This is a genomic window from Collimonas sp. OK412, assembly GCF_900112135.1.
Classification (GTDB): Bacteria; Pseudomonadota; Gammaproteobacteria; order Burkholderiales; family Burkholderiaceae_D; genus Collimonas; species Collimonas rhizosphaerae.
The window spans coordinates 291,052-303,754 of the sequence record NZ_FOLC01000001.1 but is presented as its reverse complement, the minus strand read 5'-3'; the positions used below and the strand labels follow the sequence as shown (position 1 = coordinate 303,754).

14 protein-coding genes and 1 tRNA gene are annotated in these 12,703 nt (G+C 51.2%); 7 read left to right on the top strand and 8 right to left on the bottom strand.

All coding sequences use genetic code 11. The features are described 5' to 3' along the window. The first annotated feature begins 22 nt into the window (after positions 1-22). A complete protein-coding gene (locus BM062_RS01275) occupies positions 23-610 on the top strand; it encodes a hypothetical protein (RefSeq protein WP_139219963.1) in 588 nt (195 codons plus the stop codon). Between the two features lie 134 nt (positions 611-744). Here BM062_RS01275 and BM062_RS01270 read toward each other — a convergent pair whose 3' ends face one another. From BM062_RS01270 to BM062_RS01250, 5 genes are all read right to left on the bottom strand, one after another. Further along, positions 745-1,386 (bottom strand): polar amino acid ABC transporter permease, encoded by a 642-nt coding sequence (locus BM062_RS01270; RefSeq protein ID WP_139219962.1) that lies wholly within the window; start codon positions 1,384-1,386, stop codon positions 745-747. Beyond that, positions 1,373-2,890: a transporter substrate-binding domain-containing protein gene (locus BM062_RS01265; RefSeq protein WP_175500839.1), complete on the bottom strand. Its 1,518-nt coding sequence runs from the start codon at positions 2,888-2,890 to the stop codon at positions 1,373-1,375. Before BM062_RS01265 ends, BM062_RS01270 begins: the two co-directional genes overlap by 14 nt. Before the next feature lie 101 nt (positions 2,891-2,991). Beyond that, the gene (locus tag BM062_RS01260) at positions 2,992-3,798 is read right to left on the bottom strand and encodes a methyltransferase domain-containing protein (RefSeq protein ID WP_175500838.1); all 807 of its coding nucleotides are present in this window, start codon (positions 3,796-3,798) and stop codon (positions 2,992-2,994) included. A 53-nt stretch (positions 3,799-3,851) separates the two neighbouring features. Next, positions 3,852-5,093 (bottom strand): TAXI family TRAP transporter solute-binding subunit, encoded by a 1,242-nt coding sequence (locus BM062_RS01255; protein WP_092392248.1) that lies wholly within the window; start codon positions 5,091-5,093, stop codon positions 3,852-3,854. Positions 5,094-5,186: 93 nt separating this feature from the next. Next, positions 5,187-6,047: a hypothetical protein gene (locus BM062_RS01250; RefSeq protein WP_139219961.1), complete on the bottom strand. Its 861-nt coding sequence runs from the start codon at positions 6,045-6,047 to the stop codon at positions 5,187-5,189. Positions 6,048-6,298: 251 nt separating this feature from the next. Between BM062_RS01250 and BM062_RS01245 the strand changes: the two genes are divergently transcribed. From BM062_RS01245 to BM062_RS01225, 5 genes are all read left to right on the top strand, one after another. Beyond that, a complete protein-coding gene (locus tag BM062_RS01245) occupies positions 6,299-6,820 on the top strand; it encodes a DUF2589 domain-containing protein (RefSeq protein ID WP_092392244.1) in 522 nt (173 codons plus the stop codon). Positions 6,821-6,844: 24 nt separating this feature from the next. Next, on the top strand, positions 6,845-7,105 hold the full coding sequence (locus tag BM062_RS01240) for a hypothetical protein (protein ID WP_041741555.1): 261 nt from the start codon (positions 6,845-6,847) through the stop codon (positions 7,103-7,105). Between the two features lie 2 nt (positions 7,106-7,107). Beyond that, entirely contained in the window at positions 7,108-7,647 is a 540-nt protein-coding gene (locus BM062_RS01235; RefSeq protein ID WP_092392242.1) for a hypothetical protein, read from the top strand. Positions 7,648-7,999: 352 nt separating this feature from the next. Continuing rightward, on the top strand, positions 8,000-8,581 hold the full coding sequence (locus tag BM062_RS01230) for a DUF2589 domain-containing protein (RefSeq protein ID WP_092392716.1): 582 nt from the start codon (positions 8,000-8,002) through the stop codon (positions 8,579-8,581). Between the two features lie 22 nt (positions 8,582-8,603). Beyond that, positions 8,604-9,299, top strand: coding sequence for a glycoside hydrolase family 19 protein (locus BM062_RS01225; RefSeq protein ID WP_092392240.1), 696 nt, complete (start codon positions 8,604-8,606; stop codon positions 9,297-9,299). Positions 9,300-9,757: 458 nt separating this feature from the next. Here the strand turns inward: BM062_RS01225 and BM062_RS01220 are convergent, their stop codons facing one another. After that, positions 9,758-11,134, bottom strand: a complete 1,377-nt coding sequence (locus BM062_RS01220) for a hypothetical protein (RefSeq protein WP_092392238.1) — start codon at positions 11,132-11,134, stop codon at positions 9,758-9,760. 194 nt (positions 11,135-11,328) lie between these two features. Further along, positions 11,329-11,628, bottom strand: coding sequence for a hypothetical protein (locus BM062_RS01215; RefSeq protein ID WP_254784851.1), 300 nt, complete (start codon positions 11,626-11,628; stop codon positions 11,329-11,331). 198 nt (positions 11,629-11,826) lie between these two features. Between BM062_RS01215 and BM062_RS01210 the strand changes: the two genes are divergently transcribed. Further along, entirely contained in the window at positions 11,827-12,153 is a 327-nt protein-coding gene (locus BM062_RS01210) for a site-specific integrase (RefSeq protein ID WP_139219960.1), read from the top strand. A gap of 388 nt (positions 12,154-12,541) precedes the next feature. On the opposite strand, the gene BM062_RS01205 is transcribed toward BM062_RS01210, so the two are convergent. Then, a tRNA-Ser gene (locus BM062_RS01205) sits at positions 12,542-12,631 on the bottom strand. Between the last annotated feature and the right edge of the window lie 72 nt (positions 12,632-12,703).

Below are 12,703 nucleotides of genomic sequence, written 5' to 3'. Positions count from 1 at the left end.
GCCCACATGAAAAGGAATGATTATGAAAAGCGAAGAACTGAATCAGAATAACTGGGGAGTGTGCGGTTTTGTCGCAGCCGTTCAGGCCGCCAACCTGAACCACAAGCCGGGAGGCAATCTCGCGGCTGACACCTATGGCACGTTGTTCCCTCTGATCGAGAATTTCTGCAGAAATCATGCAGACCGGTCAGCAGAACTACTGGACTTTTCAAAGGTTTTCGGGGCAGTGTTTGCCTATAAAAGCCTCAAAGAAGTCACGGATAAGATGCGTGGCAACCATGCAATGGATGAACAGGTGGGAATTGCGATGACCGCAGCGGCCGTCAGCCTGCTGTGCAAAGACCTGGGCTTCTTGAACTATGATTTTCATGCGACGACAGCAACCACCAACGCCTTGAATCTCGATAAGCCGCTACCGTATAAAAACGCGATTTACGGCCTGGGGAAAAGAGACAACCAAGGCAACTATCGATACGGCCTGTTGCACTGGGTATATGTTGACGCCAATGGAGATGTCCTGACATGGGGAAAGAAAGGGGCTGATGCCGTCAGGGCACTGAAAGACAACGGCTACGATAAGCTGACGCACTATCTGCCAGGACTCAGTTAATGCCGGCGCCTTTTCGGGGCGCCCTGAATCCCGCTGCTTCATCCTCCTGACGCATCGCATGAGATCCATCGCAGGCGGGCAATCGGATCGTCCGATCCGATGCCCGCCTTTTCTACTTTTAGCGAAAATTCCAGTTAAGTACTTATACGGCGCAACATGCCGGAACTGAATTTATTGATGGCCGCCGTCACCATATAACAAAACAAAAAGAACCAGATCATCGCATACAGGTAAACCCATAACATGATCTGTGTCGTTCCGCTGGCGTTGATGACTGTGTTGCAGCGGCTGACCAATTCCGACACGCCTATCACCGAGGCGGTGGAGGATGCCATGATAATAATCACAAAGAAATTACACAAATTAGGGATAAAAAGCAGTGCGTTCTGAAATCTTTCGTTGCGCCATGCCTGTATCGCACTGAGCAAATTATCTGAAACAAAACCCGCCACGGCCAATGCCAGCGCCAACGCCGCTTTCAGCCAGGAAGGAAAAGACAGGTTGATAGTAGAAAATGGCAACATCAATGATTCCGGCAGCATGAACATCAGATAAATCTGGAATACAAATGTCGGCACATTACGCATGAATTCGGTCAAGCTGGCTCCTGCAAGAGCCAGCTTCCGATGGCGGGACAGCCGTAACAGAACCAGCAGGCCGCCGCAGGCCGCGCCAATACCCAATGCGAGCACGGAAATCAGGATATTCCACATAAAGCCAATTGCCAAAAAGGGAGTCCACTCAAGCAGATTTCTCGTGATTTCAATCCATCCCATGGCACCACCTCCGCTCTACCCGTTGCAACAGACGCAGCACCACGAACACCAGAACCAGGAATAACAGCATCAATGTATTCATCATCGTTGCCACCGTTCCGTGCTCAGCGATAATTGAAGTGGACACCGACAACAGTTCAGGCACTGCAACAGCACTGGCCATCATGGTGGCTTTGCTCACATTCACCAGGGACGCCAATATCGATGTCGAACAGCGACTCGCGATTGCTCGTAAAGTACCTAAGTTCAGCCGAAAGCCGGGATCTCGCAAACGTTCTTTGTCGCTGGCATTTTCCAGAATGTGCAAAATACCTGATCCGGTGTACCAGCACAGGCACAGCACGACAATCAGGAAGGAGTTCAGCTGTATCCCCCAGTTGGCTGCCAGTACGCTGCCTATTCCAAATGCCAGCACGTAAATCTGCAACAGAGGCGGGGTCATTCTGCCAATTAAAGTAAAACCTTTTAAAAATTGACTGAGCAGCGGAATCCTCTGCTCTATGGCCAGCGCGAAGATCATGCCGCTAACCAGGCTGCCGAATACGCAAGAAGCCGTGAGCGCCAACGTGGTGAATAAAGCACGGATAAATTGATCACGCTCATAGTCGTCGTAAATGAAGGTGAGATTGACGCCGGTTTTTTCTTTGACCAGCAATCCGAATTGACGCAAGCCTGTGGTTTCAGTTGATGTGATGAAGATAGGGTTACGGCAAACTACCGGCCATTGGCCGTCCGGCAAACGCCCGCAAACGAATGCGCCCTTTTCATCTTTCTCATTCCACAAGGTATGCATCTCGGTCAAAAAAATGGAAGGCGGCAGGCGCCATTTCTTTTCCAGTTCAAGCAAAAAGCCGCGCCGATGCCATTGCGCGACGGTATCGCCGATGAAGCGCTCCAATGCACCGCCTTTTTCAGAGCGCGCAATAGCTATGGCCCATGGCGTCAGAAGCTGCGGGCGCAGTTTGGTTTTATAGTATTTCCACTCATCTGACAATAAATCGCCCGCGATCGCTGTGTTATCAAACAGCCAGCCGGCGCAACGGCCGTCGCGCACTGCCAGTTTGGCGTCGCGGCCATTTGCAAATATCTGCAAATCCAGCAGATAGCGGGTAGCCATTGCGCGGTTGAAGTAACTGCCTTGGGTGGCGCATACCTTTTGCCCCCGCACGTCGGCCCAGGTGTCTAGCTTGCTGTCCGGCCGCGTCATTAACGTTACGCCGGAAGAGTAGTAGTTGGGCTCTATCAAATCGGCAATCTGCCTCCGTGCGTAGGTATCGCCTAAAGTCGCGATCGTCAGATCTATTCCGCCTTCATCCAGTACCTGCAAGCGGTTAGCCCCAGTCACCGCCACTTTGCGCAGGGCGACGCCTAGGCCCCGCGCCAGATCTTCTGCCAAGTCATGCTCAAAACCCTGGAGCGTTGCATCCGGCGATAACATCCCAAAAGGCGGGTAATCCGTCTTGACTCCCACGATCAGCACACCGCGTTTTTTGATTAAATCCATGCGACTTTCGGCATGCGCAGCGGCAACGAACATGAGAACGAGTACAAGTAAACAAGCGCAGCCTATTTGCCATCCCGAGCGCCGGATTCTCCTGCCCGGTTTCATACAGGATTGGCCAGCACTCGCATGCCATAGCCAAGTTCAGCCGGAATCCAGGAGCACAGGCGCCGGTCGATACAACGCATCAAACTGGATTGCGTTACCAGCCACTCAGGAAACACACTTTCCGGCTGCCACTCGCTGATCGCAAATCCAGCCTCAGCCAACTCTTCGCATAAGGTACGCAATGAGTAGAGATGATAGAAGAACGTCAGGTTGCGCCCCTGGATGCGCCTCGTGAAGCAGATATTGCCCGCTTCATCATGCGGCGGCCGGGCATGGCCCAGAGTTCGAGCCAGCCCGTATTTGAACAATTCCCAAGGTCTGCGCCGGAAGATTGAAGGAACAGATAAAATCAATTTTCCATCGGCCCGAATCAGACTGCGCATTTTATGCAAAGTCTCAAGCCGCAAATTGCGTTCGACCACGTGCGACAAGACGCCAAACAACATGAGAATTGCATCGTAGCAGGCGTATCTGTTCAAGCCATCCAGATCGCCATACACAAAAGTAACGCGCTCGCGGTGAGACGTGGTTCGCAGCCGGGATTCGAACTCAGTCAAAGAAGCAGCAGAAATATCGTAGGCGGTTAAATGGGCCTGCGACTTTTCCAGCAAGGCCAACGAATATCGGCCATTTCCACAACCGAAATCAAGGATCTGGTCGACTTCGGCCAATCCTTTTTCCAGCAAATACGTCATGGTTGCGACATTAGGTTCGGGATAGCGTCGACGATATCCATCGCTTAGGAAATAATGATCATAAGTTTCTTGCATCGTTCTGCTGATATCGTTCGCATCTATGGACATGGCATGGTCTCCTGTGTGGATTGACGTGGAAAGCGACAATGATTCGCTGCGTGCTAAAGCTGTTTGATATGTCTTATTTCCGCCAGCAACACAGGCAGGCCCCGCTCCTCCCTCTTTATTGCGGATTCGATTTTTTCCAGAAAAAATCGAACGCGTGCGGATAAAGGCCGGCCATTCCTGATATGCCATCGCGTCCAGAAAATCAGCAGATGGGCTAGAAAAAACAAAGTCAGACTGCGAATTTTTTCAAACTGAATAAAAACCCTGTATATGCTGAGCACGAACCAAAGCCCCAGAAGCGGCGCCAGGTAGGCATCGAGGATGCTGGCAATTGCTATCGGGAAGGTGGAAAAAATCCAGGGTGTGCCGTTGCGGTAGAAGTCGCTGACCAGATCATTGGTCTGGATCGCAGTGCCGCGATATTTAGGGAATTCGTCTGCATTGCTGACGTAGTTACTGTTGCGATGCACTTCTCGCATCGCCTCCAGCAATGCATAAGTTGTGGCCGGCGGTAATTTTTTTTGAGCAACTACTGAGATATTCGCCGCCAACAGCTTGACATCGCCACTTGGAATTTTCTCTTTCAGATCAAAGATGCCGTTCGGCAGAGTTACTTTCTGCAAAAAGGGAAATTTCTTTACGATGGCCGATTGCTGCGTCAGCTCCACCAGAACAAATTTCTTGTTCTTTCCCAGTTCTGCCATCAACTCGCTCTCGGCGCCCAGGATAAACAGGCCGCCGTCAAATTCTTCGCGGGCAAGCCGGGCGACCCCGATATTCAAAGGAAGAAAGCGGATAAGCGTATTGCGTTGGTCTATGCCGTATGCCGCGAACATGCTCAGCAAAGTCTGGCTGGTGACGCTCTTTTCGGGAGGAAGAACCAGGCTTAAACCGCGCAGGTCGGCGAGCGACAGAATGCTTCTTTCCGTTTCCACTTTCCGGTTTACGAAAATGAAAATGGGTTGCAGTTGAATCTCTCCAAGAGATATCAGGCTGGCCTGGCTTTTACCCTGCAGATCGTTTGCTACGAAACCGATATCAATATGTTTTGTGCTGTCCGCCACCTCGGCGGAAATTTCATCTGTGTTTTGAAAAGAGACAATGTCAACCCGATAGGATTTTTTCTCCAGTATTTTTTTATACTGAAGCGCCATCGCATAAAAACTGCCGTCCTCCGGACCAGCGGCGATCCTGATCCGACGCGAAGGAACGGCGCTGAACGTGGCGTAGAGCATAATGAAAATCAGGCCGAGGCAAAGCAGCAGCCGCGCAAGCCGCAACATATCTTTTTGCATAAATAGAATCCGCGCAGGAATACAGAAAGTAAAAGAAGATCGGAATGCACACAAAAGCGGGGCGTCGCTTTTGTGTGCCGCCGTTCGCAGAAATCAACGCTCGTTCTTGAGCTTCAGGCGATAGGCGTTCTTCTTGCTGGCCACCAGCGAATCGGTGACTATCAGACTGCTGGAAAATCCCACCAGATCTTGCAGGTTGATGGCAGACAGGCTGCGGCCATCGACCCAGTCGGCATTGGCAAAGCGATGAATAGGGACTGGGTTTGCCTGTGTATATTTAGCCAGATCCACCACCGCAGCCGTCAGTTTAGCCAGTCCTCCCCTTGCATTCAGAGTCTGCGCTGACACAGTGAATTCGGTGCCTTGGTTGCTGAATTCCAGGACTGTCATGACATCCACCACGTTCCGCAACGCATTCCAGCGCTTTTCGTCGAAACTGCGCGGCTTGTTGAGTTCAAAATCATTGCCCGGCTCATCGCTGCGCAGAAATCCGACGGGACCTTCAAACAGATTGACCGGCGCCCATACCATGCCCGTCAGTAAAGGGGCCGCACTCGGGTAGCGGATTTTTCTAAGTGCGCCTTGCAGGGCCAGCTTGTTTGCGTCTGTATCCGCTATGTCGCTATCCGCTGCCTGGCTGAGGCCAACCAGCGCCTGCAAATACTGTTGCGGAATGATGTGGTGCCTGGAAAAGTTGGTTCCAACCCAGGCTGTCGCGCTGGGCATTGCTGCAGCCGGCGGATTTTTTGCGGCCAGTGCGGCATTGGCGGCATTGAGCAGCTCCGCCGACCAGTTGATTGCCGTTGGAATCGGAGGACGCCCCTCAATCGGAAGGTGGATGAGGCCGGAAGTTTTTCCCGCCGCAAATGAAGACTGGCTTGCAAGCAAAAAAAACATCGCAAACATGCATTGCTGCAGCACCCTGACGGTGCGATTTCCTGACGTTGACTTCATGGAGATACCCCTTTTAAGTTGATGGAAAAATCAATGACGCCGCTCGTTTGCACGGCAGAGAAAACGTCATGAATCACAGATTAAAGGGGGAAAACAACGCCATTCCTGACCAAATCTGCTGCTTCTGCGGCCTCAGGAAAATGGTCAGAAATGGTTAGAAGAGGGATTGCACAGATTCGTATGCTTGCGTCTGAACCCGGCAGAACAGAGTCGCGGCCGATTCACAAACCCTACAACAAACTGGAGTAGTCATGGCCAATTTAACCAGCCTGGAAGATATGGTGCTTGCGATTGCCGGATCCATCATGAATGCACAGCACATGGTGGAAAAAGCACAGGTAGCAAACATTGCGTCTTTCTTTACTGATGATAAGCAACCCACCACCATCGAGCTCAAGTTACCGGCGGTACACAGCACCGCCAAGCCCGGTGACATGTTGCATTACCGCCTGCCTTTGCTGTCGCTGGTGCCGCACAGTTCGCTCATCATCGGCGAGGCAGAGATTGATCTGGACATGGAACTGGGCGCGTTTGAAGAGCAGGATCGCAGCGGCCACAACGAATCCATCATGAGTCAGACCGGCATGGCGGCGCCGGCGGGCAGAAAGGCCGGGCTCATGGTCAGCCCTGCCAGCGCAAATAACGGCTCCCGGGACAGGAATATAGCGCACATCAAATTGAAACTGCAGGCCACGGAAAAATCGGATGGGCTGGCGCGCCTGCTCAACGATGTGGTGAAAGAACAGGGTCCAACCGGACTGGTGCAGGAGTAATCAAAAAAGGAGTACAACGTGAGTATGGATCGCTTTCGTTTAACTGAAATGCGTTTTATCAAACGCATCGTGGTTGGCAACGACAACCCGCAAAACATCCGCACCGAGGCCGAAGTCCAGGAAGCCATGGACCTGGTTAACCGCTGTTTAAGCGGCACGCCGCGCGGCTTTATCCTCAATGTGGAAAAATGCTTCGGCTTGTATAACATCGGCGAGCATCAGGTGGTGCTGCAATACGCCGTGTACCACCTTGGCTTTGCGCGCAAGCCGCTGCATCTGGACTGAGCATGACGGCCATCACCTTAACGCTGGATGTGTTTTGTGCTGAGCTGTCCCGCGTATTTGAACAAGTCAACCGCGACTTGCCTGCTATCTCTGAACAGAAAGGCGCAGATGCAACGCAAGTATTTTCGTATCGCCTGCCGCATCAGGCGACATACGAACTGCTAACCATCCCCTACGATAAATTCCACAGGAATCACGGCTATAGCTTGCAGGATTTTATTTTCAGCCTGCCCTGTTACCTGACGACCAGGAAATTCGACAAGGAATCTCAAGTGGTGCTCATGCTCCAGACGCCGAACTGGTGGCAGAAAATACGCCATCCCCACGTACTGAAGCATCTGGAAATTCAGGTCGCCAAAGATGGGACCAATCTGGCGCTAGGTCCGGGTAACGCGATGCGGCCGAAACGCAGTCGTCGAAATTGGATCTTTCTGCTAACGGAGGATCAGCAGTCAAAATTTTCCAGCCTGATTCCGGACACTTCCTGGTGGCGTTCGTCGCAGAAAATGTGGCGCAAATTCTGGATCCGCAAGATTGAATAAATGTAGCGACCGCCTGTTGCATTACAACGATCCTGGAGTCGGTAGGATGTCAATTTAATGACGGTAGATTTCGTCATTTTTTTTGCTTAAAAAATCCGGCTCAACTTTTCTACAACTCCAATCCCCTTCTCCATTCCCCTGCTCACTTCGCGCGCCACCCAGCCGATACGACAGGAAATGTCACGAACTCATTGTTTGCCAATCCTAAGATTGTCCTGAGCGCGTCATGCGCGACTCGGCGCCAGGCTGCGGTTTTTCAGCATGGCTTTTTTCAGACCCGTCTGGGTCATTTCTAAAGGAGTAAACAATGTCTGATCTTATCGATATGGCGTCTCAGTTCAAGGGCTTGCCGATGGGCGACCTGATTGGCAGCCCATTGACTGCCGCTTGCGATGCCCAAATCAAGTTGGCGAACGCTACTGCCAATTTTATTAAGTACATCGGCTTTCTGCCGCCGGCTGCGAATGATCCAAATGGCGTAGGCGCGACGCGCACGGCGCACTTTGCGTTCACCCGGCCGATCGCCGATCCCAATGACGCCACCAAAACGATTGAAGAAAGCGTTTCTCTGGATGTGCCTTTGCTGGCAATCGTCAAGGTGCCGGCGCTGTCAATCACCAAGGTGGATATCACCTTTGACATGGAAGTGAAGTCTTCTTTCGCCTCCAAGGAATCCACCGATGCATCGGCCAAAATGTCGGCCGACATGAAGTTCGGCTGGGGCATGTTCAGCGCCACGGTGCACGTCGAAGGTTCGGTTGCAACCCACAAGGAAAACACCCGCTCATCCGACAATTCCGCCAAATACCACGTGGAAGTCTTGGCTGAAGATAACGGCATGCCGGAAGGCCTGGCACGGGTACTGGACATTCTGCAATCGTCCATCCAGCCTAGATCCAATGGCACCAAGCCAGCTGTCGCTGTCGGTCCGTAAATTTTAATGCGACTTCAAGCAAGTGAATCTGTGCACGGATTTGCTTGTTTTTCTTTCAGAGGACACTATGCCTGCCATCTCCCAAGAACAGCTTGCCAGCTTGCTGGACACCGCAGCTGACAATTCCCGAGTCACTCTTTGGCTCGATCCCATCAACGCCGCACTCACAGAATGGTCAATCGGCAACACATATCGCCAGGCGGCATTCCTTGCGCAAATCCTGCACGAATCGGCACAGTTGAAAGTCCTGTCGGAGAATCTCAACTACTCGTCTATACGGCTGCGCCAGGTATGGCCGCACCGCTTTCCGACCGACAGCGTCGCGCTCCAATATGCCAGCAATCCGGAAAAACTGGCTAGCAACGTTTACGCCAATCGACTTGGAAATGGCGACGAAGCCAGCGGCGACGGCTGGAAATATCGCGGCCGCGGCTTGATTCAACTGACCGGACGCGACAACTATGAACGCTGTGGCAAGGCATTAAAACTGGACCTGCTGGCGCAACCGGAATTATTGCAAGAACCGGCAGGCGCAGCGCGTTCAGCAGCCTGGTATTGGGCCACGGCAGGACTGAATGAGCTTGCCGATCTCAAGCCGAACGGCAATGCCAGGGATGATTTCATCAAGATCTGCCGACGCATCAACGGCGGCGATATAGGTTTGCAATCGCGATTGGACTATTGGAACAAGGCAACGCAAGTCCTTGCGCTCGGATAGCCGGCGGATTTACGGAGTGGCATTACGCTTGGCGACAGCGACGAACGAACATATCGCTGTCGCCTTGATGCAGTGCGAATGTCGATGGTGCGCGGTGCGCAGCTGCGTAGTGGATTAAGGACCGAGATGTTCAACGAGAAATACGCAGGACTAGAATGCGATCGAAGCACTTCCTCCCGTGGCCTTGGTCCTGCCGGAGGGGTTCATAAGTGGCTAGATGATTATCAGGTCTTGCAATGACAGGTCTTGCAATGACACATTTAATGAGATGCAAGGGTTAGGACGTTCGAATCCTCTCGCCCCGGCCAATAAAATCAAAGGGTTACAAGTTTTCGACTTGTAACCCTTTTGTCTTTCCTACGTTCCGAGTCCGACAGATGTCCGAATTGTCGGCAACTCGTATTGAATTATCCAAGCAAATGTGAGTTGAGAAGAAATTAAACCAGGGTTGCCCACCGTCACGCGACATTCCAAACGAGCTGGGTAATACCTCGGCGGCTCTTCAAGTCTGTAGAGACGTAATATGAGGGGCCTCCAGACCATGCTTGGCCCATCCCATTCAGATAGTTGAGCCCAAACTCGGTAGCCAAAGTGAAGGCAAGACCCGCGCCCGTCTCCGAAACCACATTAAACGTAAAACTTGCTCCTGAGCGGGAGGCGAGATCAGTACTCGCCCAGTAGCTCGGACCACCAGACCAGAGTTCGCCCTTACCGTTCAGGTACAACTTATCTTTACCCACTAAGAGAGAAAATCGGATTCCTGCCCCTTCCGCCGTAGGAGACAAATCGAAGTGGGCGCCTTGTCGGTCACCCTCGTCTGTCGTGACGTGATAGCTGGGACCGCCAGACCACAGCTTACCTGTGCCATTTAGGTAGACTGTAGATTTGAGGTCGCTGTTCCAGCAAGAAAGCCTAACAGTATTACCATTCCAGCAGGCCATTAGAAGTTTGCGTAAGTCAGAATTCGAGACGTGGTCAGCTACGAATTGCGCCCGGTTACTCGCCCAATTCACCCCCACAGAATGAACAACCGGAAAAATTTCCGCTGGACCGAGTTCATCCAAAAAGCTTTTGATGAAGGGCCTCGCAACTCCTCCGAAATCGGCATACATCGATTGCAGCACTGCGGCTGCGGCCCGGAATTTTAAGCTAACAACATTTCTGACGAATTCAGAACGTACAACCTGCACCGGCCTGAACGCAAAATATGAGGTCGATCCATGGCTCGAAATAACAATTTTGTTGAATGGGCTTGTCAACGCATATGTCGGGTCGAAAATGAATTTTCTTTTCGTCGCATGCTTGGCAAGTAGTTCGGCCTGCGGATCATTTTTTGAATAGTCGTACGCAATTATCTTACCAATGTTATTTACGATGCGCGTCATATCGATTGCCGCATTATCAGTTATCGGCGCATTCATGATTGTCACGGCATCGCATGAATTATTGCGGATATATGCAGCCGTCTTTTCTTCGTTATAGGCGTTGACAGGGATTCGATTTGGAATTTTCTTGCCACGATCCGGACCATTCGATACGCATTGATATTGCCAATTGACGTTGTAGGCTCCCTTGAAGCCAGTTATCTGATTTCCATCCGTCTTGATGTATCCCTCCCCGTAATAATCTACTATCGGAATGGATCCCTGCAGCGCTTGAACCTCAAATTCGTACGAAGAGTTGTAATGAAGATCAGGAGTTTCTGCATATGCGTATTTCAGATCTTCGTTGACCTCATAATTTGGGCGGGGAGCGTTCATCCAATTCGTGGGAGGAAGACCGTTTGGGAGCATGTCATCGAATTTAACGCCAGAAACCATATCAATCGACTGCATATTTACCTCTTCATTTTGACAGAATAGATATGACCACTGCCGCGGTCACTGATAGTAACCGCCTCCATGAGTTAACCCCCTGGCGATGTGATCGCCGAAACAGACTTTCGACGATCACGTCAAGCACGATGCGGAGAACACAGTCGAAAGGTCTTGAGTCTTTCCGATCGTTACGCATTCATAAAATATTGTGGCTAAGTGATGTCGCCGATGGCAATGAAACTAAAATTTCTATCGGTATAATGCCCCCCGCTATCACCTGTTTGAACGGTAGCACCGCCACCAGACAAAGAAGGAAATATCACATTATCCAAAGTGTTTTCCCCACTTCCGTATCCCCACTGGGCGCCTGTCATGGCCGGATTGTCAGTGAATTGGTTTTTGAACAAAATCGAATAATTGCCGGTGCTCTCGCGCTTCACGCTGAAGCCGCCGGATCCACTGACTATCGTTCCGTCTTTTTCGATGCTGCCCCACAGAGTAAGTTGAGTCATTGCTATTTCTCCTTCATTCTTAATAGGATTGAGGGTGGAAACTGTTGTGCTGACATCAATCGGAATGTGATTTTTTAATACGGCAAACGCTGTTGCGTATTTGAGTCAGCGATTTGAGGCTACTCTCAATATTTCTTTAGAGCACCTGTCAAAACGCGCAGTACTTACGCGCGAGAAAAGGATACGCTCAGGATGTTGATGCCGCACATCCAAAGCGGCTTTCTCGAAGTCAAACAGGGGAAGATCAAGAAAAAGTTGCACATCATTCTTGAGGGAACTGACAAGCGGATTGAATTGGGTGATCTGCTTGACCGGATCGTCGCCCGTGAGGTGCAATGTCGCACCCAGCATTTGATATGCACGCCTGAGGAGGAACCGCTCAAAAAATGGATGCTTCGCACACGCTTCGACAATGCCAGGGTGGTGGCAGCGGAACGGGCTATAAGTGATGGCAACGACTACCTAGCCGGTCGCATCAGAGAATTTCATTCGGGATATCCGCCCGAAAGCAGCAAGCGAAATTGAGAGCCTCACAGATGCAAGTAAATTGCTTGGTCACACCGAGGAAGAGATTACCAGACTGGTCTACCGTCAAATAGGTGAGAAAGTAAAACCAACGCGATGGCAATTAGCTCGCGCACAAAAAAAATTTGTATGTGGCGTGATGACCGCGGTACATCATCCCGTTGCATCCACCTGTTGAATCCACAGCCGATTTCGGTCAGAAGCATACCGGGCAATGTTTGATTCTCACTGAAATAACTTATCAGGTCGGACCCAAATTAGTAGACAACAGTTGCAATATAAATACAATAAAAATATCCTGGCGTGCTTCAATATGCGGAAACGATTACTTGACAAAGGACTTGCCGGAAAAGCAAAACGGCCCTCAAAGGGCCGTTTTGCTTGGATCTGGCGGAAGCGGTGAGATTCGAACTCACGAACGGGATAAACCGTCGCTAGTTTTCAAGACTAGTGCCTTCAACCACTCGGCCACACTTCCTGGGAAGGTCGTAATTATACCCATTTTGCAGAAAATTAACGATACCGGACACGCTTTTTCCTGGAATTCGCC

Bases quoted from the DNA above. Each gene is read 5' to 3' on its own strand.
- BM062_RS01275 (WP_139219963.1), top strand. From the start codon at position 23: ATGAAAAGCGAAGAACTGAATCAGAATAACTGGGGAGTGTGCGGTTTT.
- BM062_RS01270 (WP_139219962.1), bottom strand. From the start codon at position 1,386: ATGGGATGGATTGAAATCACGAGAAATCTGCTTGAGTGGACTCCCTTT.
- BM062_RS01265 (WP_175500839.1), bottom strand. From the start codon at position 2,890: ATGGATTTAATCAAAAAACGCGGTGTGCTGATCGTGGGAGTCAAGACG.
- BM062_RS01260 (WP_175500838.1), bottom strand. From the start codon at position 3,798: ATGTCCATAGATGCGAACGATATCAGCAGAACGATGCAAGAAACTTAT.
- BM062_RS01255 (WP_092392248.1), bottom strand. From the start codon at position 5,093: ATGCAAAAAGATATGTTGCGGCTTGCGCGGCTGCTGCTTTGCCTCGGC.
- BM062_RS01250 (WP_139219961.1), bottom strand. From the start codon at position 6,047: ATGAAGTCAACGTCAGGAAATCGCACCGTCAGGGTGCTGCAGCAATGC.
- BM062_RS01245 (WP_092392244.1), top strand. From the start codon at position 6,299: ATGGCCAATTTAACCAGCCTGGAAGATATGGTGCTTGCGATTGCCGGA.
- BM062_RS01240 (WP_041741555.1), top strand. From the start codon at position 6,845: ATGGATCGCTTTCGTTTAACTGAAATGCGTTTTATCAAACGCATCGTG.
- BM062_RS01235 (WP_092392242.1), top strand. From the start codon at position 7,108: ATGACGGCCATCACCTTAACGCTGGATGTGTTTTGTGCTGAGCTGTCC.
- BM062_RS01230 (WP_092392716.1), top strand. From the start codon at position 8,000: ATGGGCGACCTGATTGGCAGCCCATTGACTGCCGCTTGCGATGCCCAA.
- BM062_RS01220 (WP_092392238.1), bottom strand. From the start codon at position 11,134: ATGCAGTCGATTGATATGGTTTCTGGCGTTAAATTCGATGACATGCTC.
- BM062_RS01215 (WP_254784851.1), bottom strand. From the start codon at position 11,628: ATGACTCAACTTACTCTGTGGGGCAGCATCGAAAAAGACGGAACGATA.
- BM062_RS01210 (WP_139219960.1), top strand. From the start codon at position 11,827: ATGCCGCACATCCAAAGCGGCTTTCTCGAAGTCAAACAGGGGAAGATC.